21 protein-coding genes are annotated in these 24,369 nt (G+C 69.1%); 12 read left to right on the top strand and 9 right to left on the bottom strand.

The genetic code is table 11. The annotated features are described in order from the left end of the window. Positions 1 to 120 precede the first annotated feature (120 nt). Positions 121 to 609 (bottom strand): bacterioferritin, encoded by a 489-nt coding sequence (gene bfr, locus AC1DGC_RS09000; RefSeq protein WP_259204204.1) that lies wholly within the window; start codon positions 607 to 609, stop codon positions 121 to 123. Between the two features lie 154 nt (positions 610 to 763). Here bfr and AC1DGC_RS08995 point away from each other — a divergent pair, with 154 nt between their 5' ends. Further along, positions 764 to 3,115, top strand: a complete 2,352-nt coding sequence (locus tag AC1DGC_RS08995) for a penicillin acylase family protein (protein ID WP_478047694.1) — start codon at positions 764 to 766, stop codon at positions 3,113 to 3,115. 68 nt (positions 3,116 to 3,183) lie between these two features. On the opposite strand, the gene AC1DGC_RS08990 is transcribed toward AC1DGC_RS08995, so the two are convergent. Continuing rightward, positions 3,184 to 4,566 carry a cation:proton antiporter gene (locus AC1DGC_RS08990; protein WP_449334797.1) on the bottom strand — a complete coding sequence of 461 codons (1,383 nt, stop codon included), beginning with the start codon at positions 4,564 to 4,566 and terminating at the stop codon, positions 3,184 to 3,186. A gap of 103 nt (positions 4,567 to 4,669) precedes the next feature. Then, a complete protein-coding gene (gene asnB / locus AC1DGC_RS08985) occupies positions 4,670 to 6,361 on the bottom strand; it encodes an asparagine synthase B (protein ID WP_478047693.1) in 1,692 nt (563 codons plus the stop codon). Between the two features lie 368 nt (positions 6,362 to 6,729). Between asnB and AC1DGC_RS08980 the strand changes: the two genes are divergently transcribed. After that, positions 6,730 to 7,608 (top strand): tetratricopeptide repeat protein, encoded by an 879-nt coding sequence (locus AC1DGC_RS08980; protein WP_478047692.1) that lies wholly within the window; start codon positions 6,730 to 6,732, stop codon positions 7,606 to 7,608. A gap of 204 nt (positions 7,609 to 7,812) precedes the next feature. Then, positions 7,813 to 8,496 (top strand): pentapeptide repeat-containing protein, encoded by a 684-nt coding sequence (locus AC1DGC_RS08975; protein ID WP_259204185.1) that lies wholly within the window; start codon positions 7,813 to 7,815, stop codon positions 8,494 to 8,496. A 107-nt stretch (positions 8,497 to 8,603) separates the two neighbouring features. Here the strand turns inward: AC1DGC_RS08975 and dapE are convergent, their stop codons facing one another. Genes dapE through map form a run of 6 tightly spaced genes read right to left on the bottom strand, consistent with a single transcriptional unit; the run spans position 8,604 to position 15,491 of the window. Then, positions 8,604 to 9,731: a succinyl-diaminopimelate desuccinylase gene (gene dapE, locus AC1DGC_RS08970; protein ID WP_394164831.1), complete on the bottom strand. Its 1,128-nt coding sequence runs from the start codon at positions 9,729 to 9,731 to the stop codon at positions 8,604 to 8,606. Further along, positions 9,728 to 10,090 carry a Spx/MgsR family RNA polymerase-binding regulatory protein gene (locus tag AC1DGC_RS08965; protein WP_449334801.1) on the bottom strand — a complete coding sequence of 121 codons (363 nt, stop codon included), beginning with the start codon at positions 10,088 to 10,090 and terminating at the stop codon, positions 9,728 to 9,730. Before AC1DGC_RS08965 ends, dapE begins: the two co-directional genes overlap by 4 nt. A gap of 43 nt (positions 10,091 to 10,133) precedes the next feature. Next, a complete protein-coding gene (locus tag AC1DGC_RS08960) occupies positions 10,134 to 11,006 on the bottom strand; it encodes a hypothetical protein (protein WP_449334837.1) in 873 nt (290 codons plus the stop codon). After that, a complete protein-coding gene (gene dapD, locus AC1DGC_RS08955) occupies positions 11,003 to 12,079 on the bottom strand; it encodes a 2,3,4,5-tetrahydropyridine-2,6-dicarboxylate N-succinyltransferase (RefSeq protein WP_259204174.1) in 1,077 nt (358 codons plus the stop codon). The genes AC1DGC_RS08960 and dapD overlap by 4 nt, the downstream gene beginning before the upstream one ends. Next, positions 12,079 to 14,697, bottom strand: coding sequence for a [protein-PII] uridylyltransferase (locus AC1DGC_RS08950; RefSeq protein WP_394164841.1), 2,619 nt, complete (start codon positions 14,695 to 14,697; stop codon positions 12,079 to 12,081). The genes dapD and AC1DGC_RS08950 overlap by 1 nt, the downstream gene beginning before the upstream one ends. A gap of 20 nt (positions 14,698 to 14,717) precedes the next feature. Beyond that, positions 14,718 to 15,491, bottom strand: coding sequence for a type I methionyl aminopeptidase (map, locus tag AC1DGC_RS08945; RefSeq protein ID WP_259204160.1), 774 nt, complete (start codon positions 15,489 to 15,491; stop codon positions 14,718 to 14,720). 267 nt (positions 15,492 to 15,758) lie between these two features. On the opposite strand from map, the gene AC1DGC_RS08940 reads away from it, so the two are divergent. From AC1DGC_RS08940 to AC1DGC_RS08900, 9 genes are all read left to right on the top strand, one after another. Then, positions 15,759 to 16,283: a Csu type fimbrial protein gene (locus AC1DGC_RS08940; protein ID WP_259204151.1), complete on the top strand. Its 525-nt coding sequence runs from the start codon at positions 15,759 to 15,761 to the stop codon at positions 16,281 to 16,283. Positions 16,284 to 16,291: 8 nt separating this feature from the next. Then, the gene (locus tag AC1DGC_RS08935) at positions 16,292 to 17,038 is read left to right on the top strand and encodes a fimbrial biogenesis chaperone (RefSeq protein WP_478047691.1); all 747 of its coding nucleotides are present in this window, start codon (positions 16,292 to 16,294) and stop codon (positions 17,036 to 17,038) included. Between the two features lie 13 nt (positions 17,039 to 17,051). After that, positions 17,052 to 19,394 carry a fimbria/pilus outer membrane usher protein gene (locus AC1DGC_RS08930; RefSeq protein ID WP_478047807.1) on the top strand — a complete coding sequence of 781 codons (2,343 nt, stop codon included), beginning with the start codon at positions 17,052 to 17,054 and terminating at the stop codon, positions 19,392 to 19,394. Beyond that, positions 19,391 to 20,440, top strand: coding sequence for a Csu type fimbrial protein (locus AC1DGC_RS08925; RefSeq protein ID WP_478047690.1), 1,050 nt, complete (start codon positions 19,391 to 19,393; stop codon positions 20,438 to 20,440). Before AC1DGC_RS08930 ends, AC1DGC_RS08925 begins: the two co-directional genes overlap by 4 nt. 74 nt (positions 20,441 to 20,514) lie before the next feature. After that, positions 20,515 to 20,796: a hypothetical protein gene (locus AC1DGC_RS08920; RefSeq protein ID WP_478047689.1), complete on the top strand. Its 282-nt coding sequence runs from the start codon at positions 20,515 to 20,517 to the stop codon at positions 20,794 to 20,796. Further along, a complete protein-coding gene (locus tag AC1DGC_RS08915; RefSeq protein WP_478047688.1) occupies positions 20,796 to 21,509 on the top strand; it encodes a fimbrial biogenesis chaperone in 714 nt (237 codons plus the stop codon). Before AC1DGC_RS08920 ends, AC1DGC_RS08915 begins: the two co-directional genes overlap by 1 nt. A 212-nt stretch (positions 21,510 to 21,721) precedes the next feature. Then, a complete protein-coding gene (gene rpsB / locus AC1DGC_RS08910) occupies positions 21,722 to 22,543 on the top strand; it encodes a 30S ribosomal protein S2 (protein ID WP_259204130.1) in 822 nt (273 codons plus the stop codon). 129 nt (positions 22,544 to 22,672) lie between these two features. Beyond that, positions 22,673 to 23,551: a translation elongation factor Ts gene (gene tsf, locus AC1DGC_RS08905; RefSeq protein ID WP_259204118.1), complete on the top strand. Its 879-nt coding sequence runs from the start codon at positions 22,673 to 22,675 to the stop codon at positions 23,549 to 23,551. A gap of 304 nt (positions 23,552 to 23,855) precedes the next feature. Then, the gene (locus tag AC1DGC_RS08900) at positions 23,856 to 24,131 is read left to right on the top strand and encodes a hypothetical protein (RefSeq protein ID WP_478047687.1); all 276 of its coding nucleotides are present in this window, start codon (positions 23,856 to 23,858) and stop codon (positions 24,129 to 24,131) included. Positions 24,132 to 24,369 lie beyond the last annotated feature (238 nt).

Genomic DNA, 24,369 nt, shown 5'->3' with positions numbered 1-24,369 from the left:
TGGAGAAACAGCCCCCTTGGAATCCAAGGGGGCGCGCCGACAGGCGCGGGCATGTGGAAGGTGATACGCCGGGGCCCGCGATGTGCGCAGCACATCGTGGGACTGATGCGCGTAGGCGCGTCAGTGCGCGGCCGTACCCTTCGCATCCATCTTGCTGGTCTGGTACAGCGCCAGGCCGATCCGCTTGATCAGGCCAAGCTGCTGTTCCAGCCACCAGGCATGGTCTTCCTCGGTGTCCTTCAACTGCACCAGCAGCATGTCGCGGCTCACGTAATCCTGGTGCTGTTCGCACAGCTTCATGCCGGCCGCCAGGTTGTTGCGCACGCTGTACTCGGTGTCCAGGTCCTTCTGCAGCATCTCTTCCACGGTCACGCCCGGCTCGAAGGCGTGCGGGCGCATGTCCGGGTTGCCACCGAGGAACAGGATCCGGCGCAGCAGCGCATCGGCGTGCTGGGTCTCTTCTTCCATCTCGTGGTTGAGGCGCTCGTACAGCGCCATCAGGCCCTGGTCCTCGTAGCGACGCGAATGGATGAAGTACTGGTCGCGCGCCGCCAATTCGCCGCGCAGCAGCTCCTTCAAACACGCGATGACGTCCGGATTGCCTTTCATGGGGGTGCTTCCTGGTGGATCGATGGGCGCCATGGTGCCCCATCCAGAAATCCAATGATCTAATCGGAATCACTTGCAGTTGCGCTTCGCCTGGCCTGCACATGGCCCTCACAGCCCCTACAATCCAGGGCACAACGTCAACGGGAGGCGCTGCATGCGTCGCTGGCTCACGCGGGTGCTGTGGCTGTTGCTGGTGCTGGTGTCGCTGCTCATCGTTGGCACTGTCTTGTTGCTGCGCGGCAGCCTGGCCCCGCTGGAGGGCGAGCAGCGCGTCGACGGGCTGCAGGCCCCGGTCAGCGTGAGCCGCGACGCGCTGGGGGTGGTCACCATCGATGCGGCGAACCAGCGCGACGCGATGCGTGCCCTGGGCCTGGTGCATGCGCAGGAGCGCTACTTCGAGATGGACCTGATGCGCCGCAGCGCGGCCGGTGAGCTGGCCGAGCTGTTCGGGCCGGCCGCGATCCCCGCCGACCAGCGCATGCGCGTGCATCGCCTGCGCGCCCGTACCCACGCGCACCTGGCGCACGCCGTCGGTGCCGACCCGCAGGGAGTGCAGTCCTACGTGGCCGGGGTCAACCAGGGCCTGGCCGACCTGCGTGTACGCCCCTGGCCCTACCTGCTGCTGCGCCAGGCGCCGGCGGCCTGGACCGCCGAGGACAGCGTGCTCGCCGGGCTGGCGATGTACGCCGACCTGCAGGACCCCGGCAACCAGACCGAGCTGGCGATGGCCCGGATCCGCGCGGTGGTGCCGCCGGCGCTGTATGCGCTGCTCAGCCACGACGGCAGCGAGTGGGATGCACCGCTGTTCGGGGCGGCACGCGGCAATGCGCCGTTGCCGTCGGCCGTACAGCTCGATCTGCGCGCCGATCCACGCTCGCCGCCCACAGCGGCAGCCGCGCCGGCCGATCAGGACGTCAAGGGCAGCAACAATTTCGCCGTGGCCGGCGCACTCACCGCCGATGGGCGCGCGATCCTCGCCGACGACATGCACCTGGGCCTGCGCGCGCCCAACCTGTGGTTCCGGGTGCGGTTGCGCTATGCCGACGCGCAGGCCCCCGGCGGCAAGGTCGACGTCAGCGGGTTCTCGCTGCCCGGCCTGCCGGCGATCGTGGTCGGCAGCAACGGTCACGTGGCATGGGGCTTCACCAACAGTTACATCGACAACGCCGATTTCATCCCGGTGCCGGCCGACGCGCCGGGTGGCGGGGACGGCATCCGCACCTACGAAGAGCGCATCCGCGTGGCGGGCCAGCCCGACACCGTGCTGCGGGTGCGCGAAACCGCGTGGGGCCCGATCCTGCACACGCGTGCCGACGGCAGCGGCGATGCCCTGCGCTGGACCGCGCAACTGCCGGGCGCGGTGCGCCTGGATTTCGCCGACATGGCACGCGCGGCCGACCTCGACGATGCCCTGCACATTGCCGATCGCGCCGGCATCCCCACCCAGAACCTGCTGCTGGCGGACCGCCATGGCCGTATCGCCTGGCGCCTGATCGGTGCGCGACCTGACCGCGCCGCCGACTGCGCACCCGCCAGCGGCGCGGCGCCGGTAGCCGCGCAGTGCGCGCCGTGGCCGATCCGCAGCGACGCCTCACCGGCCCTGGTCGACCCGGCCAACCATCGCCTGTGGACCGCCAACGGGCGCGTGCTGGATGGCCAGGCGCTGGCGGTGGCCGGCAATGCCGGCTACGACCTGGGCGCGCGCGGCCGCCAGATCCGCGACGACCTGCTGGCCAGGGAACGCTTCAGCGAAGCCGATCTGCTGGCGATCCAGCTCGACGACCGTGCGTTGTTCCTGCAACGCTGGTGGGTGCTGCTGCGGCAGGTGGTGGCGCACAGCGACGACCCGGCGCTGAAGCGGCTGGACGTGGCCACCCGTCACTGGGAGGGGCACGCGTCGGCCAACGCGGTGAGCTACCGGATCACCCGCGGTTTCCGCGGGATGGTGCTGGACAGCGTCTCGACCGGCCTGCTCGCCCCCGCGAAGCGACGCCTGGGCGATGACTACCTGGAACCCCGCCTGGCACAGATGGAAGGGGTGCTGTGGCCGCTGGTCAGCGAACGCCCCGCGCACCTGCTGCCACCGCCGTACGCGAGTTGGGATGCGCTGTTGGCCGATGCGGCCAAACGCCTGGAGGCCGACCTCGCCGCGCAGGGGCCGACGTTGGCCGACCGCACCTGGGGCGAGCGCAACACCGCGGCGATCTGCCACCCGGTCAGCCGCGCCCTGCCCGACCTCGCCAGGCGCTGGTTGTGCATGCCCGCCGACCGCCTCCCCGGCGACCGCGACATGCCGCGCGTGCAGGGCCCGGCATTCGGCGCGTCACAGCGCATGGTGGTGTCGCCCGGGCACGAGGCCGACGGGGTGATCCACATGCCCGGCGGCCAGAGCGGGCACCCGCTGTCACCGTTCTGGGGGGCCGGGCATGCGGACTGGGTGACGGGCGCGCCGACGCCGTTCCTGCCAGGACCGACGGTCTACACCTTGACGCTGCAACCGAGGTAGCGCCACGCCATGCGGGGCTGCCCCCACGCGGCCACCGGCTCCACGCCGCGCGCGTGCATCCGGGCCGGTCAGCGCTTGCCGCGCTCCATCCAGCTCAACAACGGGCCGGTCATCGCCGTGGTCACCAGCGCCATGATCACCAGCACGGCGAACAGGCGATCGCCGAGGAACCCCAGTTCGTAGCCCAGGTTGAGCACGATCAGCTCCATCAGGCCACGGGTGTTCATCAGCGCGCCCAGTTTCCATGCCTCCTGGCTGTCCATGCCGGCACTGCGCGCCGCGCTCCACGTGCCAAACAGCTTGCCAAGCGTGGCCACCGCGATCACCACCAGGCACAGCAGCAGGTCGCTGGCCTGCAACGCATCGCCGCGCATGCGCAGGCCGGTCATGGCAAAGAACAACGGCAGCAGCAGGGTCACCGCGAAGGGCTCGACCCGGCTGGCCACGGTGTGGCGCAAGGTGGCATTGCCCGACACCGCCACGCCCGCGGCGAATGCGCCAAACAACGCGTGGATGCCCAGCATTTCGGTGACCAGCGCACAGCCCAGTGCCATCAGCAGCATCACCAGCAGCCAGCGGCCTTCCTGCCCGGCCACGATGACCTGCCGCGAGAACCACGGCCGCACCACGCCCAGCATGAGCCCGACGAACAGCACCACGCAGCCCAGGTTGATCGCCGCCGGCACCCAGCCCTGCGCCTGTGCGGCGGCCACGATCAGTGCCAGCAGGCACCACGCGGTGGCATCGCCCAGCGCCGCGCAGGCGATCGCGGTCTGGCCCAGCGGCGTGCTGGTCATGCCGCGGTCGGCGAGGATGCGCAGCAGCACCGGGAACGCGGTGATGCTCAATGAAATCCCGACAAACAGCGCGAACCCGGTGAAGCCGATCCCGCGCGGCGCATGCGCGCCGTACAGCCAGATCGCCAGCGCCACGCCCAGCACGAACGGCACCGCGATCCCGGCATGGCTGACCACGAAGGCGAAGCGCCGACGACCGCGCAGGCCGCCCAGGTCCAGCTCGGCACCGGCCACCAGCAGGAACATCAGCACGCCCAACTGACTGAGCAGGCCCAGCGAGCCCAGCGACGCGGCAGGAAACAGTGCACCGTGCACCTGCGGCAGCAGCGCGCCCAGCACCAGCGGGCCCATCATCAGCCCGGCGGCCATCTCGCCGATCACGCCGGGCTGGCCGAAGCGCCGGAACAGCCAGCCGGCGCCCTTGGCCACCAGCAGCAGCACCAGCAGTTGCATGAGGAACAGGCCCAGCGGCGCATGCAGGTGGGCGGCCCAGTCGGCGCCGAGCGAGGCGTCGGCACGGCTGACCTGCGCGGTCACGCTCGGGCCGGCATACCGCGCCAGGCCCAGGCCCACCAGCAAGGGCACCGCCACCCACCCCAGGTAGCGCCATGCCAACCCGCTCCGACGCATCCCGCCGCTGCTCTTCAATTCCATTACCGATCCCCATCGATTGAGGGAGCGATTCTACGGGGTGGCGCGGCGTACGGCAGTCCTCTTTCCACCACGGCGCGCCAACGCCGTGGTGGCCCTCCTGCGATCAGGCCAGCGCCTGCTCGTGCACGCCGGCTACGGCGCGGCCGGACGGATCGGCCATCGTGGCGAAACTGGCATCCCAGGCGATCGCCGCAGGCGAGGAACAGGCAATCGACTTGCCGCCCGGCACGGTCTCCGCCGCCGCCTGGGTGGGGAAGTACTGCTCGAAGACGTGGCGGTAGTAATACGCCTCCTTGGTCTGCGGCGGGTTGTGCACGAAGCGCTTGTCGGCCGCGGCCATCACCCGGTCGCTGACCTGCGTTTCGGCATGCGCCTTGAGCCCGTCGATCCAGCCATAGCCGACGCCATCGCTGAACTGCTCCTTCTGTCGCCACAGGATCGAGTCGGGCAGATAGCCTTCGAAGGCCTCGCGCAGTACCGCCTTCTCGATCCGGCGCGCGCCCTGCGGGCCCTGCCCGACCATCTTGTGCCGCGCATCGATGCGCATGGCCACGTCGAGGAACTCGCGGTCCAGGAACGGCACGCGCGGCTCCACGCCCCAGGCCATCATCGACTTGTTGGCGCGCAGGCAGTCGTAGTTGTTGAGCGCATCGAGCTTGCGCACCAGCTCTTCGTGGAACTCGCGCGCGTTCGGCGCTTTGTGGAAGTACAGGTAGCCGCCGAAGATCTCGTCGCTGCCCTCGCCGGACAGCACCATCTTCACCCCCATCGCCTTGATCCGACGCGCCAGCAGGAACATCGGGGTGGACGCGCGGATGGTGGTGACATCGTAGGTTTCCACGTGCCGGATCACCTCCGGCAGCGCGTCCAGGCCTTCCTCGAAGGTGTATTCGAAGCCGTGGTGCACGGTGCCCAGCGCCTCGGCGGCGATGGCGGCGGCGGCCAGGTCGGGCGAGCCCTTCAGGCCGATGGCGAAGGAGTGCAGGCGCGGCCACCAGGCCTCGCTCTGGTCGCCATCCTCGATGCGGTGGCGGGCGTAACGTGCGGCCACTGCGGCCACCAGCGAGGAATCCAGGCCACCGGACAGCAACACGCCGTAGGGCACGTCGGTCATCAACTGGCGGTGCACCGCGCGCTCGAACGCCTCGCGCAGTTCGACCCGGTCGGCCTCCACGCCTTCCACGGCGTCATAGTCGCGCCAAGGGCGCTCGTAGTAGCGGGTCAGGGTGTCGGTGGCGCTGTCGTACCAGTGGCCCGGCGGGAACTGCGCGGCATCGGCGCAGATGTCCACCAGCGACTTCAGCTCGGAGGCCACCACCAGGCGCCCGTCCTTGTCATGGCCCCAGTACAGCGGCACCACGCCGATCGGATCGCGTGCGATCAGCACCCGCTGGCGATCGCGATCCCACAACGCGAAGGCGAAGATGCCGTTGAGGCGGTTGAGGAACGAGGCCGGGCTGTCCTGGCGGTACAGCGCGTTGATCACCTCGCAGTCCGAGCCGGTCTGGAAGGCGTAGGGCTGGGCCAGTTCGGCCTTCAGTTCGCGGTGGTTGTAGATCTCGCCGTTGACCGCCAACGCCAGTTGGCCGTCCTCGGACAGCAGCGGCTGCGAGCCGCCGGCCGGGTCGACGATGGCCAGCCGTTCGTGCACCAGGACGGCGCCGGCATCGACATACACCCCGCTCCAGTCCGGGCCACGATGGCGCTGGCGCTGGGACAGGTCCAGCGCGTGGCGGCGCAGCGCCGGGAGGTCGTCACCGACCTGCAGGCCGAAAATACCGAAGATCGAACACATGGGAACAGCTCCTGATGATGGGGGAATACACGTATTGCAGGCATTCGACCGGCCACCCAGGCCCGGAAGGGGTAAACCCGGGCCACAAAAAAACCCGCATCGGTCGATGCGGGTTTTCTGGGGTCCGGGCGTGTTGCTTGTACTAGCCCTGGTCGCAGTCCCGCATCGGCCGCGCACGATTATTCGCGCGCAGATTGGTGCGGTTGGTATTGCTGACAGCGGTGGCCGGGAACGAGGACATGGACCGACCGTAACCGGCTTTTGGCAGCGGCGCAACTGTTGCGATGGCAACCAAACCGACCGCCGCGGGCAACCCGGCGCTGCGGGACCGGGCGATAATCGGCGCCCTTCCGCATCACCTGGCCGGCATGATCCCCCGCATCGGACGCATCGCTTCACGCCCGGCCAGCATCGCCCTGGCCCTTTCCCTCATCGCCTGCAGCAGCGCCCCGCCACGGACGCCGGCCAGCATCGTGCAGTCGATCGAAACCCAGGCAGCCGATGGCAGCTTCGTGGGTGCCTGGGACGCAGCCAGGACCTTTGAAACCTTCAACGACCCCCGCGCGGTGACGTGGTACGAACGTGCCGCCGCTGTCACCCCGTGGAGCGTCCACAACACCCAGGCCGAAGAAGCCCTGGGCCGGATCTGGACCCACGGCGAGCTGCTGCATGGCACCGGCCCGAACATCGTGCAGGGCACCGCCCTGCGCGCCTCACCCCGAAAAGCCGAGCGGTGGTACCGCACTGCCGCCGGGCACGGCAATCCGATGGCCATGCTGATGCTGGCCAAGGTCCATCGCGAACACGGTGACGCGGCCAGCGCACTGCGCTGGGACCTGCGCGCAACGATCTACTTCCACATGCCATCCGAATCCTCGCGGCTGCCACAGGCGATCGCGGCGCAGGCCGATGGCACCCTGCATTCCCTGGTCGTCGACATCCAGCGGCGTGCGCAGCGCGGCGATGCCGACGCCCAGGTGGATCTGGGCGCGATGTACGAACTCGGGATGGGCCTGCCGCGCGATGGCGTGGACGCACTGCGCTGGTACCGCCTGGCCGCTGACCAGGGCAATGTGTACGGGCAGTATTTCAGCGGGTTGCTGCTCGGCCGTGGCCGCGCCGGCGTGACGCGCGATCTGGACGCCGCCGCCGGCTGGTTCGCAAAGGCCCATGCGCAGACGTTCTACCTGGCCGGCGAGCCCTATTGGCGCGAGCGGATCAAGGCGCCGTTCTGGACCTTCGACTGACGCCGGACATCCAGGACAACCACCCGGTAGAGCCGACCGTTGGTCGGCTGCACGTGTCGCCCCACGTGTCTGCACCCACGGCAGCCGACCAACGGTCGGCTCTACGTCGGAGGGAGCCGCAGGATGTGCGCCGGTGACGCTGTACACACTCCGCCGCTGCCTTCAAGACTGCCGCCTGTGCCCCCCATCCTCCAGAATGACCGCATGAACACCGCCACTTTCCGCGATGAATCCATCACCCGCACGCGCATGCAGGCGATCATCGCCGCGCATCCGCGTGCAGCCGTCTTCGAGGGCTGCACGTTCGACCACGGCGACTTTTCGCGGCTGGACATGGACGGGTTCCAGTTCAACCAGTGTTCGCTGGCCGGCGCCAACTGGCTGGCGGCATCACTGGAAGAAAGCCAGTGGCACAAGTGCCGCGGCGGCGCGTGCGACTTCAGCGCGGCGCTGTTGAGTGACGCGCGGTTTTCGCATTGCGACCTCAACAACAGCCACTGGCGCCGTGCAACGTTGTCCTCGGTGCAGTTCGCCGACTGCAAGCTGACCGGTGCGCACCTGCAGGAGGTGACCGGGTGGGCGCTGGAATTCCGCGACTGCCTGCTGGTCAGCGCCGACCTGCGCGGGCTGTCGTTCCGCAAGGCGCAGTTGGAGGGCATGGATTTTTCCGATGCCGAGCTCTCCGGCTGCGACTTCCGCGATGCCGTGTTCAATGGCGGCAGCCTGCGCAATGCGCAGACCCGGCTGACCCGCTTTGAAGGCGCGGACCTGCGCGGCACCGACATCAGCGGGCTCAACGTGATGGACGCCAAGCTGTTCAAGAAGGCGGTGATTTCGCAGCGCCAGGCGGCCGCGGCCCTGGCCGCGTTCGGGCTGATCGTGGCCTGACCCGGGCGTCGCGCCGGCCGATGCTGGCCCGTGCCGGTGATGGCCGGGCCGACGCCGGCACCGGCCAACGGCCAACGGCCAACGGCCGGCGCCAGGTCTTTCCTGGCTCAGGCCAGCAGGCGTTCGATCAGGCGCTGGTACAGCGCCGGCAGCTGTTCCAGGTCGGCCACACGCACGTTCTCGTCGACCTGGTGGATGCTCGCATTGACCGGCCCGACTTCGATGCACTGCGCGCCCAACGGCGCGATGAAGCGCGCATCGGAGGTACCGCCGCCGGTGCTCTCTTCCGGCGGTGCCCCGGCGAATTCGCCGAGCACCTCGCGCGCGACCCGGCGCAGGGTGCCTTCCGGCGTATAGAACGGCTCACCGCTGCGGTGCCAGCCGAGCGTGTAGTCCAGCGCATGCCGGTCCAGCAGCGTGGCGATCTCCCGTTCCAGCGCGGGGGCGTTCCAATGCGGGTTGTAGCGCAGGTTGAACAGCACCTGCAGCGCGCCGGGGATCACGTTGTTGGCCCCGGTCCCGGCGTGGATGTTGGACACCTGCAGGCTGGTCGGCGGGAAGCTCTCGAAGCCATCATCCCACTGCCGGGCGGTCAGTTCCGCCAGCGCCGCGGCCGCCAGGTGGATGGGGTTGCGCGCCTTGTCCGGATAGGCGACATGGCCCTGCACCCCCTTCACGGTGAGCGTTGCCGACAGGCTGCCACGACGACCGACGCGCAGCAGGTCGCCAAGCACCGCGGTGGACGACGGTTCGCCGGTGATGCACCAGTCGATGCCCTGCCCGCGCGCGCGGAAGATATCGGCCACCCGGCGCACGCCGTCGATGGCATCGCCCTCCTCGTCGCTGGTCAGCAGCACCGCCAGGGTGCCGGCGTGCTGCGGATGGGCGGCGACGAACTGCTCGGCGGCGACCACGAACGCGGCGACGCTGCCCTTCATGTCGGCCGCGCCGCGCCCGTACAGCACGCCGTCGCGGATCTGCGGGTCGAACGGATCGCTGGTCCAGGCCGAGACCGGCCCGGTCGGCACCACGTCGGTGTGCCCGAGCAGCACCAGCACCGGCGCACCGTGCCCGTGCGTGGCCCAGAGGTTGTCCACTTCGCCCAGGCGCAGGTGTTCGCACTGGAACCCCGCGCGCTCCAGCCGCGCGGCGAGCAGCGCCTGGCAGCCGGCGTCTTCGGGGGTGACCGACGCGCGCGCGATCAGGTCGCAGGTCAGGGCGACGACATCGTTCACGCGTCCACTCCGAAGCGCTGCTTGAAGCCGTTGTCCGAGAAGCCCTGGGTCATCACGCCATCGGCGCTGACCACCACCGGGCGCTTGATCAATTGCGGGTACTCGCGCAGCAGCAGCTTCCATTCGGCGTCCGAGTCGGCCGCCTTGCGGTTCTCCGGCAACTGCCGCCACGTGGTGGAGGAGCGGTTGATCAGCGCGGGAAAGCCGCCGGCCTGGCGGGCCCAGTCGATCAGCGTCTCGGGCGAGGGTTTCTGGTCGCGGTAGTCGACGAAGGTGTACGGCACCTGGAAACGATCCAGCCACTTGGTGGCTTTCTTGCAGGTGTCGCAGTTCTTCAATCCGTACAGGGTGGTGGTCATGGCGCGGCGTGCAGCATCGATCAGGAAGGACGCACTGAGGATGTCACAACAGACGTTCGGACACGACCCGGAACGGCACCTGCGGCACCCGGAAACAGAACGCATCGTCCAGCGCCACGCCCATCGCGGCCAGGTGCGGGCAGGACACCGGCCCGTCCAGTTGCAACGGCTGCACCGCTGCCAGGGCGATCGGCAGGTCGATGCGGGTCAGCGCCAGCCGGCCATCCGGGGCGACCGCGAACGCAGCATCCTGGCAGGCCAGGAACGCCATCGCCCGGGCCGCATCGCCGAAGGCGCCGGCGGCCCACGCCGCCGGAAGCGCATCGGCGGGCCGCACCCGTGCCCGCAGCATGGGCGCACTGCCCTGCCCCGGTTCGATCAGGGTGTGGCCGCCGTGCGCATCCACGGCATGCTCGAACCGCGCGGCCAGGTGCGGTTGCATGGCATCGCTCCACAGCCGCGCGCCCACCGCATGCACCACGCTGTCGATCACATTGCGATCGAACAGCACGCGCGGCTCGTCCGACCGTGCGTCGGCAGCGTCCGGCAGCACGTACCAGCGCCAGTTGCTCTGCAATGGCGACGGGAACAGACGACGCAACGGGCCGGCCAGGGCCGGCCCGAAGTGGCCATGACGGTAGGTCAGGATCGTGTAGGGGGTGCGCCCGTCATGCACGAACAGCCGGTGGCCGGGCGGCGGCGGGGGCGCATGCCGCGCCTCCACCCACCAGCTCAGGTACACCACCTCGCGCACGTCGCTGACCAGCGGCGGTACCGGCACCACGCCGGTCAGTCCGCGCCGCGCGGCGGTCAATGCCGTGCAGGCCAGCAGACGCTGCAGCGCGCGTCCCGGCCACCCGGCAACCGGGTGGCGGTAGCGCGCTGCCTGCGCCAGCGCGGGCAGCGGCGTGCTCAGTCGGCCAGGCCGCGCAGCAGGTCGTTGACGCTGGTCTTGCTGCGGGTCTTGGCGTCGACCTGCTTGACGATCACTGCGCAGTACAGCGAGTGCGACCCGTCCTTGGACGGCAGCTGCCCGGACACCACCACGCTGTACGGCGGCACCGAGCCGTAGCTGATTTCGCCGGTGGCGCGGTTGTAGACGCGGGTGCTCTGGCCCAGGAACACGCCCATGCCGATCACGCTGTGGTGGCCGACCACGAAACCTTCCACCACTTCCGAACGCGCGCCGATGAAGCAATGGTCTTCGATGATGGTGGGGCTGGCCTGCAGCGGCTCGAGCACGCCGCCGATGCCGGCGCCGCCGGACAGGTGGCAGTGCTTGCCGATCTGCGCGCACGAACCGACCGTGGCCCAGGTATCGACCATGGTGCCCTCGCCCACGTAGGCGCCGATGTTGGTGAAGCTCGGCATCAGCACCACGTCCTTGCCGAAGTAACTGCCGCGACGGGCGATCGCGCCGGGCACCACGCGCACGCCGGCGCGGCGGAACTTGGCCTCATCGAAACCGGCGAAGCGCGATTCCACCTTGTCCCAGAACGGCGCCGGGCGCGCGTCGACCACGGCCATGTCGTTGACCCGGAAGTACAGCAGCACGGCCTTCTTCAGCCATTCGTTGACCTTCCAGCCACCGTGGCCATCGGGCTCGGCGACGCGGAATTCACCGGTTTCCAGGCCGTCGATGACCCGGCCGACCAGCGGCTTGGTCGAGCCTTCCAGCTCGTGCAGGGTGAGCGTGGCACGGCGCTCGAAGGCGCTTTCGATGCCGAACTTCAGTTCTTCAACGCCCGGGGTGGCCGGCTTGCGCAGCGACTTGCGGGCGATGGTGGCATCGCGGCTGGCGCTGCGCTTGGCCGCGCTTTCGGCCGGGGTGGCAACGGCCTTGGTGGCCGGCGCCTGCTTCGTCGCGGCCTTCTTCGTCGCGACCTTTTTCACCGCCGCCGGCCGGGTGGCAGGCGCGGCCTTGGGGGCAGCGGTCTTCTTGGCCGCTGCGGTCTTGGCAGCGGTCTTCTTGGCGGGCTTGGTGGCCATCAGTGGGGGTCTCCGGCGTTTCGATCAGGGTCCAGGCAGGCCAGCATCGCGTCGTGCAGCTGCTGCCTGGCGGATTCGGTAAGGGGGTGGTCGTGCTCGTCGCTGATCACGAACATATCTTCGGCGCGCTCGCCGAAGGTGGCGATGCGTGCGTCATGCACGCGCAGGCGCTGGTTGCGCAGCACGAAGGCCACGTCGGCCAGCAGGCCGGGGCGGTCGGGCGCGACCAGGCTGAAACGGGTGCCCGGGTTGCCGTCGCTGCCATCGCGGAACTCGATGCGGGGGGCAAAGCGGAAATGCCGCAACTGCCGCGGAATCACCCGCCGCGACGGGCGCAAGCGGGTCAGATCGCCGGCCAGCGCTTCACGCAGGGCAAGTTCCAGCCGCTGTGCGTTGCCATCGGCGAAGCTGTCGGCCGGGGTCACTTCGAAGGTATCGAAGATGGTGTCCACCGGGCCATCCAGCACGCGCGCACGATGGATGCCGTAGCCCTTGCGGTCCAGGGTCATCACGATCGCGGCGAACAGGCCATCGCGGTCGGGCGAATGCACGAACACTTCCAGCGCCTGGTCGTCGGGGGTGATCCGACGCACCTTGACCAGGGTCTGGCCCTGCTTGACCGGCACCAGCGCCGCGGCCTGCCAGGCCAGCTGCTCCGGCCGCAGGCGGATGAAGCTCTCGTCCGGCATCACGGTGAACTGGCGCTCGATGGTGGCATCGTCGTAACCCCGCTCACGCACCAGCTGGCGCACCGACTCGCGCGCCTCGGCCACGCGCTCGGCGGCCGGCATCTGGTTTTCCAGCCCGTCGCGCAGTGCACGACGCGCAGCGAAGTAGAGGTCGGCCAGCAGCCGGTCCTTCCAGGCGTTCCACAGTTTCGGGCTGGTCCCGGCGATGTCGGCGCAGGTCAGCAGGTACAGGTAATCCAGACGATCGCGGCTGGCCACCAGCGTGGCGAAGCGGTGGATCACCTCCGGATCGGAGATGTCCTGCTTCTGCGCGGTGACCGACATGCGCAGGTGCTGCTCGACCAGCCAGGCCACCAGTTCGGTGTCCGAACTGCTCAGCGCAAGCGCCTGGCAGAAGGCGTGCGCATCCACCGCGCCGAGTTCGGAATGGTCGCCACCGCGACCCTTGGCGATGTCATGGAACAGGCCGGCCAGCAGCAGCAGCTCCGGCTTGCGCAGGCGCGGCCACACTTCGTGCGCGATCGAGAACCGCTCGTCGGCACGGCTGCTGGCGAACAACCCGATGTTCCGCAGCACCATCAGGGTGTGCTGGTCCACCGTGTACACATGGAACAGATCGAACTGCATGCGCCCGGAGACCTGCGCGAACGCGGGGATCCACTGCCCCAGCACGCCCAGGCGCGCCATCCGTGCCAGCGTGTCCACCGCGCGCGGGCTGCGCAGCAGGGCCAGGAACTGCTCGCGTGCGGCCGGGCTGGCATCGGTATAGGCGGCCAGCTCCGGCAACGCTTCGGCCAGCGCGCGCGCGGTCAGCGAATGCAGGCCGCGCACCTCCGGGTTGTAGGCCCAACTGGAAAACAGCGCGAACACCTGCTCGATGTCGCCCTGCGGCCACGCCGGGTCGTTGGCGGCCAGGTAGCCGCGGCGCAGCGAGAAGCCGACGCTGACCGGCTCGGGCACCGCTTCGCCGTCGAACTGTTCCTCGAAGCGCTGCAGCAGCCGATCGCTGATCCGCCGCACCACGGTGGCACTGCGGTAGAAGCCCTGCATCATTTTTTCCACGGCCAGGCTTTCGAGGTCGTCCTCGAAGCCCAGGCGTGCCGCCAGGGTCTTCTGGTAATCGAACCGCAGGCGTTCCTCGGGCCGGTTGGCGACCAGGTGCAGGCCGAAGCGCAGCCGCGCCAGCGCGCAGCGCTCGCGTTTCAGCGCGGCCGCTTCATCCGGGCCCAGATGGCCCAGGCCGACCAGCGCCTCCAGGTCGCGCACGCCAAAGGCGCGCAACGCCATCCAGCCCAGCGTATTGAGATCGCGCAGCCCGCCCGGGCCGTCCTTGATGTCCGGCTCGAGGTTGTCGGCGGTATCGCCGAAGCGCTGATGGCGGGCCAGCAACTCCTCGCGCTTGGCCAGGAAGAACGCACGCGGCGACCACAGGCCGTCCACGTTCACCGCCGCCTTCAACGCCGCACGCGCGGCCTCGTCGGCGACCAGCGGGCGTGATTCGATCAAGGCGGTGAGCACGGTCTGGTCGGCGCTGGCCTGGGTGCATTCGGCGGGCGAACGCACCGCATGGCTGACCGGCAGGCCGCAATCCCACACCAGCGCGAAAAAGCGCGCCAGCCCCGATTCATGCCGACGCTGCTGTTCGGGCGCGCCGAGCACCAGCACGTCGATGTCCGAACGCGGGAACAGTTCGCCGCGCCCGTAGCCGCCCACCGCGAACAGCGCCAGCCCCGAGCCGGCGGGCAGGCAGCGCTGCCAGGCCAGCCGGATCAGGTGATCGGCCGCGCGCGCACGCAGCGCAAGCAGGCGCTCGATGCTGTCGCCCTGGTCGAAGCGGCGGTACAGCCGCGCGTCGGTCTGCTGCAGCGACTGCCGTGCCAGCGCCGCCCAGTCCGGGTCGGCGACGGAGTCGGCCGGCGCGTCCAGCATCGGGCTCGCCGGCAGCATGCTCAGACCTGCGATTCGCCGGGCGAGAGGGTCAGCACGTCCACGCCGGTCTCGGTGACCGCGATCATGTGCTCCCACTGCGCCGACAACTTGCGGTCCTTGGTCACCACGGTCCAGCCGTCGGGCAGCACCTTGTTGTACCGGGTGCCCTCGTTGATCATCGGCTCGATGGTGAAGGTCATGCCCGGCTGCAGCACCAGGCCCTGGCCCGGGCGGCCGTAATGCACCACCTGCGGCTCATCGTGGTAGACCTTGCCGATGCCGTGGCCGCAGTACTCACGCACCACGCTGAACCGCTCGCCTTCGGCCAGGGTCTGGATGGCATGGCCGATATCGCCGAGCGTGGCGCCCGGCTTGACCGCGCGGATGCCGGCCCACATGGCCTGGTAGGTCGTATCGACCAGGCGCCTGGCCATCGTCGACGGGGTACCTACGTAGTACATGCGGCTGGTATCGCCGTGCCAGCCGTCCTTGATCACGGTGACGTCGATGTTGACGATGTCGCCGTCCTTGAGGACCTTGGCTTCGCTGGGGATGCCGTGGCAGATCACGTTGTTGACCGACGTGCAGACCGTCTTCGGGAAGCCTCGGTAGCCGACGTTGGCCGGCGTGGCCTTCTGCACGTTGATGATGTGGTCGTGGCAGATGCGGTCCAGCTCTTCGGTCGTCACGCCGGGCTTGACGTACGGGGTGACGATGTCGAGCACCTCGCTAGCCAAGCGGCCGGCGATGCGCATCAGTTCGATTTCCTCGGGGGTTTTCAGATTCACGCTCATGTCGACCATTATCGCCGATCCGGGGCCAATCTGAACGGGATCGGGTGGAACGCTGACAGGCGGGGTTTGGGCTGGGGGCAGTGTCAGGTTCCTGAACATATGTGATGGCAGTCACGCAACGCTAGATCGTGCCGAAAACGGCCATTGATTTTTCCCAATCTCACGGCTTCGCAACAAGTTCCTCCCTATAACCGGGGTGACCCCCGCAGTAGCAGTCCCGGCAGCATCGTGTTGTTCAGCAAGGACATCCGTCCAAGGAGCATGCCCATGCGATTCCTCCGCACGACCATACTGAGCCTGGCCCTGTCCGGCCTGGCGGCGCCCGCCTTCGCGGCCGACACCACCACCTTCAACGTCAAGATCATCATTACCAAGGCCTGCACGATCACCGCCGCGGCCGCCACCGATGTGGACTTCGGCTCGGCACTGTCCACCGCCACCACCCCGTCCAACGCCCAGGGCACCATCACCGCCCAGTGCTCGGCGCTGACACCGTACACCGTCGCGCTCAACGCCGGCGCCAATGCCGGCACGGCCAACGACGTGACCACCCGGCGCATGAAGAACACCGACGTCAGCGTGACCGCCAACAACTTCGTCGGGTACCAGTTGTATCGGGATGCCGCCCATACCAACGTGTGGGGCACCACCACCGGCACCAACACCGCCGCCGGCATCGGCACCGGACTGGCGCAGACGCTCAATGTCTACGGCCAGATCGCCAACCCCAGCGTCAACAATGCCGCCGCGGGTAACTACCAGGACACCATCACCGCCACCATCACCTACTGAGGTCCGCCATGCCGATTTCCGCAGGGCCTGGCCCTTGGCGGTTCGGGTGCGCGGCCCTTGGCTGGCTGTGGCTGCTGATGGGGAGCGCCACCGCCGCAAGCCTGCAGGTCGCCCCTACGTCGCTGCAACTGACGCCGCGCCAGAACGCCGACGCGTTGTGGCTCACCAACAGCGGCACCACGCCGGTCCAGGTGCAGGTGCGCGTGTTCGAGTGGCGCCAGGACACCGGCCAGGACCAGCTCCTGCCAACCACCGCGCTGCAGGTCAGCCCGCCCATGCAGTCGCTGGCCGCCGGCCAGCAGCAGTTGATCCGGGTCGTGCGCAGCGATCCCACGGCGCCGACCACACAGCGCGCCTACCGGGTGGTGGTGGACGAACTGCCCAGCGTGGACCCGCGCCGCACCGGCATGCAGTTCGTGCTGCGCTACTCCATGCCGGTCTTCATCCAGCCGGCCGGCGAGCAGCCGCTCAAACACGCCCTGCAGGCGCGCGTGGCCCGGCTCGATGACGGGCGCCCGGCCCTGGAAGTGCACAACAGCGGCAACAGTTACGCGCAGCTGGCCGACATCGGCGCGGGCACGGCGGAACGGCCGCAGATCATCCATCCCGGCCTGATCGGCTACGTCCTCGGCGGGCAGACCATGCGCTGGCCGCTGGAGGTTCCGGCGGCCCGCCTGGCGGGCGCCACGTTCTCGGCAAAGATCAATGGCGAGTCGGCCCAGACGCCACTGCCCGTCGCGCCAGCGGCTCGCTGAGGCCTGCGTGCGGATGCTGCTCACCGCGACGCTGGCACCGTGCGCGGCGATGGCCGCCGACGCCGACATCGGCGCGTCCGGGGAAGCACTGCTGCCACCGCCCACGCCGCTGACGGCCGCGCAGACGCTGTACCTGGACGTCACCCTCAACCAGACCCCGCGCGGCCTGCTGCCGTTCACCGAACTGCAGGGCCGGCTGATGGCGTCGGCGGCAACCCTGCGCCAGCTCGGTTTTTCGGCACGGGGCGAGGAGCCGGTCGCGCTGGACCAGCTCAGCGGGGTGGTGGTGCGCTACGACGCCAGCCTGCAGACGCTGGCCCTGGACGTGCCGCTGGACCAGTTGTCGCTGCCGACCACGCGCCTGGAGCGTCCGACCGACACCGCGCCCGCCGCCGCGGCCTCGCCCGGCGCGGTGCTCAACTACGACCTCTACGGCAGCCACAACGAAGGCGGCGGCAACCTTGCCCTGACCACCGAGGTGCGCCTGTTCGGGCTGGGCAGCGGCGTGTTCGAGTCCAGCGCGCTGCTGCGCACTTACCAGGACCCGGCCGACCACCAGTGGCGCGGCGAAAGCGTGCGCCTGGATACCGCCTGGCGCCTGGACTTCCCTGATTCGGCGGTGACCCTCAGCGTCGGCGATTTCTACAGCGGCTTCGTCGACTGGAGCCGGCCGGTGCGCATGGGCGGCGTGCAGATCGGGCGCAACTACGGCCTGCAGCCGTACCGCGTGCTGACCCCCACGCCGACCTTCCTCGGCGAAGCGGTCGTGCCCTCCAACGTGGAGCTGTACGTGGATGGCCTGCGCCAGTACAACGGCGAGGTCCCGGTCGGTCCGTTCCAGCTGGCGGCCCAACCGGGCATCAACGGCACCGGCAACGCACAGGTGGTCATCACCGATGCGTTCGGCCGTATGCAGACGCTGGACTTCGCCTTTTACGGGGCCCAGCAGCTGCTCGCCAAGGGCTTATCGGACTGGTCGGCCGGGCTGGGCAAGATGCGCCGCGACTACGGCATCCGCTCGTTCGGCTACGAAGCGCCGGTGATCGGCGGCGCGACCTGGCGGCATGGCGCCAGCGACCAGTTCACCGCCGAGGCGCACGTCGAGGGCGGCGGCGGGGTGATCAATGGCGGGGTCGGCGGCTGGTGGCTGCTGGGCGGCGCCGGGGTGCTCAACGCGGCGTATGCGCACAGCCGCCTCGACGGCCTGCAGGGCGGCCAATACGCGCTGGGCTACAGCTGGAACAACCGGCGCTTCAACATCAACCTGTCCACCCGGCGCAGCCATGGCGACTATCGCGACCTGGGCGCGCTGCAGGACACCCTGCCGCCGGACATCAGCGAGCAGGCCACGCTCGGCCTCAACCTGCAGCGGGCCGGCTCGTTGAGCGCCAGCTACCTGCGCCTGCGCTACCCCGACGGCGAGGACAACCGCTATGCCAGCCTGTTCTGGTCGCGCAGCTTCGGCGACCGCTGGTCGGCCTACCTGTCCTTCAACCAGAACCTGTCCGACAGCGAGGACCGCAGCGCCTACCTGTCGGTGTCGGCCGCGCTGGGCCGCAACCGCCAGAGCAGCGTGTCGGCACAGCGCAACGGCGAGCGCATGACCTATGTCGCCGACCTCTCCCAGCCGGTGCCCGGCGATGGCAGCCAGGGCGGCCATGGCTGGCGCGTGCAGGCGCGTGGCGGCGACGATGGCGGCGGCGGGCTGGCCGAGCTGGGCTGGCTCAACCGGGTGGGCCGCTACTCGCTGGGCTACGCGCGCCAGGGCGAGTTCGACTACGGCTACGCCAGTGCCAGCGGCAGCGTGGTCTGGATGGGCGGGCACCTGTTCGCCGCGCGCGAGGTCTCCGACGCCTTCGCCGTGGTCTCCACCGACGGCCATCCCGGCATCCCGGTGCGGCTGGAGAACCGGCTGATCGGCAGCACCGACCGCAACGGCCTGCTGCTGGTCACCCCGCTGTTGTCCTGGCAGCGCAACCGGCTGTCGATCGACACCCTGGACCTGCCCGCCGACATGCGCGCCGACCGCGTGGATACCTGGGTCACGCCGCGCCAGAGTGCCGGGCTCGGCGTGGATTTCGGGCTGCGCCGCACCCAGGCCTGGAGCGTGGTCCTGCACGATGCCAGCGGGGCACCGCTGCCGGTGGGCAGCAGCGTGCGGCTGCCCGGCGGACGCAGCGCGACGGTCGGTTATGACGGGGAGACCTACCTGGAAGACGTGGCGTTGCCGGCCGACCTGCAGGTGCAGGTGCCGAACGGGTACTGCCGCGTGCACGTCGCGCCCACCGTCACCGCCACCTCGCCGGGCGCCACGCGCATCGGCCCACTGCGCTGCCTGCCGGCGCCGGCGCCATGACCGCCGCGCTGCGCCTCGCCCTGCTGCTGGTCATCGCGCTGGCGGGCCACGCGGTGCCGGCGCGCGCGGACACCACCTGCACCGCCACGGCACCGACGACGCTGGCGTTCGGCACGATCACCAATGGCGCGGCCAGCCCGACCAATGCCATGACCAGCTTCACCATCACCTGCAGCACCGCCGCGCTGAGCATCCTCGGCAGCGCCAGCGTGCGCGCCTGCCTGAAAATCGGCACGGGCAGCACCGGCACCAGCGTGCTGCCGACCCGCAGCATGACCAACGCCACCGCCGACCCCATGGCGTTCCAGCTGTACACCAATGCCGGGCGCACGACCGTGTGGGGAACCGTTCCCGGCGGCTCACCGCCGGCGGCGATCGTCACGCTCAGCTATGCCGTCCCGCTGATCACCGGCGGCAGCGGCGCGCAGAGCGTCACCCTGTACGGACAGGTGCCAGCCGCGCAGGTGCTCTCGGCCGGCAGCTTCGCCAGCAATTTCACCGCGGCCAACGTCAGCCTGGAATACGCCTACAACGAGAGCATCATCGGCACCGCGCAGCCGCCCGCGCTGTGCACCACGGCCAGCGGCGTGAGCGGCCACAAGACCGCCGACAGCGCCTTCCCGTTCACGGTCAGCGCCAACGTGCTGCCCCAGTGCAGCGCCTACGTGACCACCGACATGGACTTCGGCAGCAATGCCGGGGCGATCACCGCCAACCTGGACCGCACCTCGACGATCGGGCTGACCTGCATCAACCGCACCGCCTACAGCATCGGCCTGGGCAACGGCCAGAACGCGCAGGGCACCACCCGGCGCATGCGCTTCACCGCACCGGACAACAGCGTCTACTACATCCCCTACGAGCTCTACCGCGATCCGGCCCGCTCGCAGCGCTGGGGCACCACCGTCAACACGGACACCCAGGCCGGCACCGGCAACGGGGCGGCGCAGACGCTGACGGTGTATGGGCGCGCCCCACCCACCACGGGCGCGGTTCCGGCGCAGGGCAGCTACAGCGATGTGATCACCGTCACCATCACTTATTGACCCACTAGACACATTTGCTCAAGCGGCTGCGATCCCGGCCGCTAACGGTCGCATCCCCCGCTTTGCGACGCCCGATGTCCCCGCGCCCGTCCACGCTTGCCCTGGCCTGCCTGCTGAGCCTTTCCGCGGGCGCCCCGACCGCCCAGGCCCGGCCCGCCGGCAGCGCCGCGCTGCGGGTCGGGGTGCGGATCATCGCCGACTGCGCCCGCGCCGGTGCGTCGGCCGATGCAGCCTGCCGCCCCGCGCACCAGCGCAGCGACGGCCGCGCGCCGGTTCCGGCCCAAGTGAGTGCGTTGAGCCCGCCCGCACCGCCCACCAAGGCCGGCCAGGCGCCGCGGGTCACGGTGACCTACTGATGCGATCGCTGCTGGTCGTCGCGCTGTCGGCGCTGGTGCCATTGTCCGCGCGTGCCCTGGAGATCAGCCCGCTGAGCGTCTCGGTCCCGGCCGTCCCCGCGCACGCCGAGCTGTGGCTGGCCAATCCCGCCGGCACGCCATGGACCGGCCAGGCCCGGCTGTACCGTTGGGAGCAGGACGGCGACCAGGAGCGACTGCAGGCCGACGACACGCTGGTGGTGAGCCCGGCCCAGCTGCGCATCGCGCCCGGCCAGCGCCAGCGCCTGCGGGTGGTCCGGCTGGGTGCCGCGCCGGCGGCGGCCGAGCAGGGCTATCGGCTGGTGATCAGCCCGGGCGCGGACGCCAGTGCCGATGCCACCCGCGTCTCGCTGCCGGTATTCCTGGAGCCGCAGGCGCCGGCGGCACCGTCCTCGCGCCTGCGCGTGGCCCTGGCCGGGGGGCCGTCGGCGCCGCTGCTGCGCCTTTATAATGACGGCGATGGCCACGCCCACCTGGCCGACCTGGTGTTCGTCGATGCGCAGGGCCGGCGCCACGCCCTGATCAACGGGTTGGCCGGCTATGTCCTGCCGCGCAGCACCCGTGGCTGGCCGTTGCCCGCCCGGCCCGAGGGTTACGCCGGGGGCCGTTTCCGCGCCCGCCTGGACCACGCCGGCGAGGCCGACCTGCCCGCCGCCGCTGGCAACATTGCAGGCAACGCCCCGGGCGGGCTATAATCGACCGGATTGCTGCCGCCTTGGCGCGGCAATACGTCAACACCGGACGTCACCGGTGAATCCACACCTGCCGCCCATATCCGTGCCGGGGTGCTCCGCGAGGAGTTCGGCCACGGAAGCGACAGGGAAGCCAAACCCCGGAACCACCCGCCTTGCGGCGGACCGCCCAACTATTCCCCGTGGCGGCCGGTTCCCCATCAGGAGTTACTGCAATGCCCCAGGTCACCATGCGTCAGATGCTGGAAGCCGGCGTCCATTTCGGCCACCAGACCCGTTACTGGAACCCCAAGATGGGCCAGTACATCTTCGGCGCCCGCGGCAAGATCCACATCATCAACCTGGAAAAGACCGTTCCGCTCTTCAATGACGCGATGAACTTCATTTCCAGCGTTGCGCAGAAGCGCGGCACCATCCTGTTCCTGGGCACCAAGCGCAGCGCCCGCGAGTCGATCCGTGAAGAAGCCGAGCGTTGCGGCATGCCCTTCATGAACCAGCGTTGGCTGGGCGGCACGCTGACCAACTTCCGTACCGTGAAGCAGTCGGTTGCCCGCCTGAAGGAACTGGAAGCCGGCGAAACCGACGGCAGCTTCGACAAGCTGGTCAAGCACGAAGTGCTGGGCCTGCGTCGCGAGCGCGACAAGCTGGAAGCCTCGCTGGGCGGTATCAAGGACATGAACCGTCTGCCGGACGCGATCTTCGTCATCGATATCGGCCACGAAGACATCGCCATCAAGGAAGCCAAGAAGCTCGGCATCCCTGTGATCGCCGTGGTCGACACCAACTACAACCCGGAACTGGTCGATTACGCGATCCCGGGCAACGACGACGCCATCCGCGCTGTGCAGCTGTACGCCCGCGCCGCTGCCGACGCCGTGCTGGAAGGCAAGGCCGCTGCGCCGCACGCCGCTACCGTGCGTGAGGAAGAGTTCGCCGAAGCCGGCGCTGCCGACGAAGCCAAGCCGGCCCGCCGCGCGCCGGCCAAGAAGGCCGCTGCCGCTCCGGCTGCCGACAAGGCTGGCGAAGCCCAGGCCTGATCCAGGCCCCCGGCGGGCGCCACGCGCCCGCCGCTGCTCCTGTCCGCTGCCGACGGCGCGACGACAGGACACTGTCACACGGGCCGGCCACCATGCCGGCCCAACCCCTTTCTTTCGTGAGGAAATCCCGTGGAAATCACTGCTTCCCTGGTCAAGGAACTGCGCGAGCGCACTGGCGCCGGCATGATGGAGTGCAAGAAGGCACTCACCGAAAACGGCGGCGACATCGACGCCTCGGCCGAATGGCTGCGCAAGTCCGGCCTGGCCAAGGCCGACAAGAAGGCTGACCGCGTGGCTGCCGAGGGCATCATCGTGGCGGCACAGGACGGCAACAAGGCCGTGCTGGTCGAGATCAACTCCGAAACCGACTTCGTCGCCAAGGACAGCAACTTCCTGGACTTCTCCAAGGCCGTTGCTTCGGTGGCCCTGAGCTCGGGCGCCGCCGACATCGACGCGCTGAAGGCGGCCAAGCTGCCGTCGGGCGAGACCGTCGAGGAATCCCGCGCCGCGGTGATCGCCAAGGTCGGTGAGAAGGTCGACGTGCGTCGCATCGTGCGCCTGGAATCGGCCAACAACGTCGCTGCCTATGTGCACGGCGGCCGTATCGGCGTGCTGGTGGAACTGGCCGGTGGCGACGCCGAGCTGGCCCGCGGCCTGGCGATGCACGTGGCTGCGATGAACCCGCCGCACAACAAGGCGGCCGACGTGCCGGCCGAGTTCGTTGCGAAGGAAAAGGAAATCGAACTGGCCAAGATGACCGACAAGGACAAGTCCAAGCCGGCCGACATCCTGGAAAAGATCATCAGCGGCAAGATCGCCAAGATCGTCAACGAAGTGACCCTGTACGGCCAGCCGTACGTGCTGGACACCAACCAGTCGGTCGAGCAGGTGGTCAAGGCTGCCAACGCCGACGTGGTCGGTTACAAGCGCCTGGCCGTTGGCGAAGGCATCGAGAAGGTGGTGGAAGACTACGCCGCCGAAGTGATGAAGCAGGCCGGCCTGGCCTGATCCACCGCGCTGTCGCTTCGGCGATGGCGGGTGATTCGCTTCAACGAAAAAACCCGGCTTCGGCCGGGTTTTTTTGTGGGTGGTTGTTTTTTTTGAAGCGTTGAAGCGTTGAAGCGCAGAGCGCAGAGCGAAGAGCGAAGAGCTGGCTTCCTTGCTGTCTGTGGTTCCGTGCGGGCTGGCAGGCTTACCCCCTGCCGGGACACGCCGTGAACCCATCCATGGGGGCTCGTTGGGCGCCATCCATGGCGCCCAACGGTCCCGGCAGGGGGTAAGCCTGCCAGCCCCGACATGGTGTCGCGGACGGATGGATGGGGACAGCGGGGCTTTGGTTCTGCTGTTGAAGCGGGCTTGGTCGATTGGTCGATTGGTCGATTGGTCGATTGGTCGATTGGTCGATTGGTCGATTGGCCGATTGGCCGATTGGTCGATTGGTCGATTGGTCGATTGGTCGATTGGTCGATTGGTCGATTGGTCGATTGGTCGATTGGTCGATTGGTCGATTGGTCGATTGGTCGATTGGTCGATTGGTCGATTGGTCGATTGGCCGATTGGCCGATTGGCTGAGTGGCCGGGTGGCTGAGTGGCTGAGTGGCSGGGTGGGSGGGTGGTCGGCGTGGTCGGTATGGTTGGTTTGTGGATGGGTTGGATGGGGAGATGAGGTGTGGTTTTGGGGTGGGATATCGAGTGGTCCGGAGCAGCCGACCAACGGTCGGCTCTACCCCCCATCTCTCGACGAATCCACCACCCCATCCACCATCCCCTAACCACCCGGCGGCCGGAAGGCCAACCACCGTGCGGCCCCCAACCAACGACCAATC

This window comes from Stenotrophomonas sp. 05N37 (assembly GCF_056397365.1).
This window is presented reverse-complemented; position numbering and strand designations above follow the sequence as displayed.

What these genes read in the sequence shown, in the direction of transcription:
- bfr (WP_259204204.1), bottom strand. Translation starts at nt 609, where the DNA reads ATGAAAGGCAATCCGGACGTCATCGCGTGTTTGAAGGAGCTGCTGCGC.
- AC1DGC_RS08995 (WP_478047694.1), top strand. Translation starts at nt 764, where the DNA reads ATGCGTCGCTGGCTCACGCGGGTGCTGTGGCTGTTGCTGGTGCTGGTG.
- AC1DGC_RS08990 (WP_449334797.1), bottom strand. Translation starts at nt 4,566, where the DNA reads ATGGAATTGAAGAGCAGCGGCGGGATGCGTCGGAGCGGGTTGGCATGG.
- asnB (WP_478047693.1), bottom strand. Translation starts at nt 6,361, where the DNA reads ATGTGTTCGATCTTCGGTATTTTCGGCCTGCAGGTCGGTGACGACCTC.
- AC1DGC_RS08980 (WP_478047692.1), top strand. Translation starts at nt 6,730, where the DNA reads ATGATCCCCCGCATCGGACGCATCGCTTCACGCCCGGCCAGCATCGCC.
- AC1DGC_RS08975 (WP_259204185.1), top strand. Translation starts at nt 7,813, where the DNA reads ATGAACACCGCCACTTTCCGCGATGAATCCATCACCCGCACGCGCATG.
- AC1DGC_RS08965 (WP_449334801.1), bottom strand. Translation starts at nt 10,090, where the DNA reads ATGACCACCACCCTGTACGGATTGAAGAACTGCGACACCTGCAAGAAA.
- dapD (WP_259204174.1), bottom strand. Translation starts at nt 12,079, where the DNA reads ATGGCCACCAAGCCCGCCAAGAAGACCGCTGCCAAGACCGCAGCGGCC.
- AC1DGC_RS08950 (WP_394164841.1), bottom strand. Translation starts at nt 14,697, where the DNA reads ATGCTGGACGCGCCGGCCGACTCCGTCGCCGACCCGGACTGGGCGGCG.
- map (WP_259204160.1), bottom strand. Translation starts at nt 15,491, where the DNA reads ATGAGCGTGAATCTGAAAACCCCCGAGGAAATCGAACTGATGCGCATC.
- AC1DGC_RS08940 (WP_259204151.1), top strand. Translation starts at nt 15,759, where the DNA reads ATGCGATTCCTCCGCACGACCATACTGAGCCTGGCCCTGTCCGGCCTG.
- AC1DGC_RS08935 (WP_478047691.1), top strand. Translation starts at nt 16,292, where the DNA reads ATGCCGATTTCCGCAGGGCCTGGCCCTTGGCGGTTCGGGTGCGCGGCC.
- AC1DGC_RS08930 (WP_478047807.1), top strand. Translation starts at nt 17,052, where the DNA reads ATGCTGCTCACCGCGACGCTGGCACCGTGCGCGGCGATGGCCGCCGAC.
- AC1DGC_RS08925 (WP_478047690.1), top strand. Translation starts at nt 19,391, where the DNA reads ATGACCGCCGCGCTGCGCCTCGCCCTGCTGCTGGTCATCGCGCTGGCG.
- AC1DGC_RS08920 (WP_478047689.1), top strand. Translation starts at nt 20,515, where the DNA reads ATGTCCCCGCGCCCGTCCACGCTTGCCCTGGCCTGCCTGCTGAGCCTT.
- AC1DGC_RS08915 (WP_478047688.1), top strand. Translation starts at nt 20,796, where the DNA reads ATGCGATCGCTGCTGGTCGTCGCGCTGTCGGCGCTGGTGCCATTGTCC.
- rpsB (WP_259204130.1), top strand. Translation starts at nt 21,722, where the DNA reads ATGCCCCAGGTCACCATGCGTCAGATGCTGGAAGCCGGCGTCCATTTC.
- AC1DGC_RS08900 (WP_478047687.1), top strand. Translation starts at nt 23,856, where the DNA reads ATGGATGGGGACAGCGGGGCTTTGGTTCTGCTGTTGAAGCGGGCTTGG.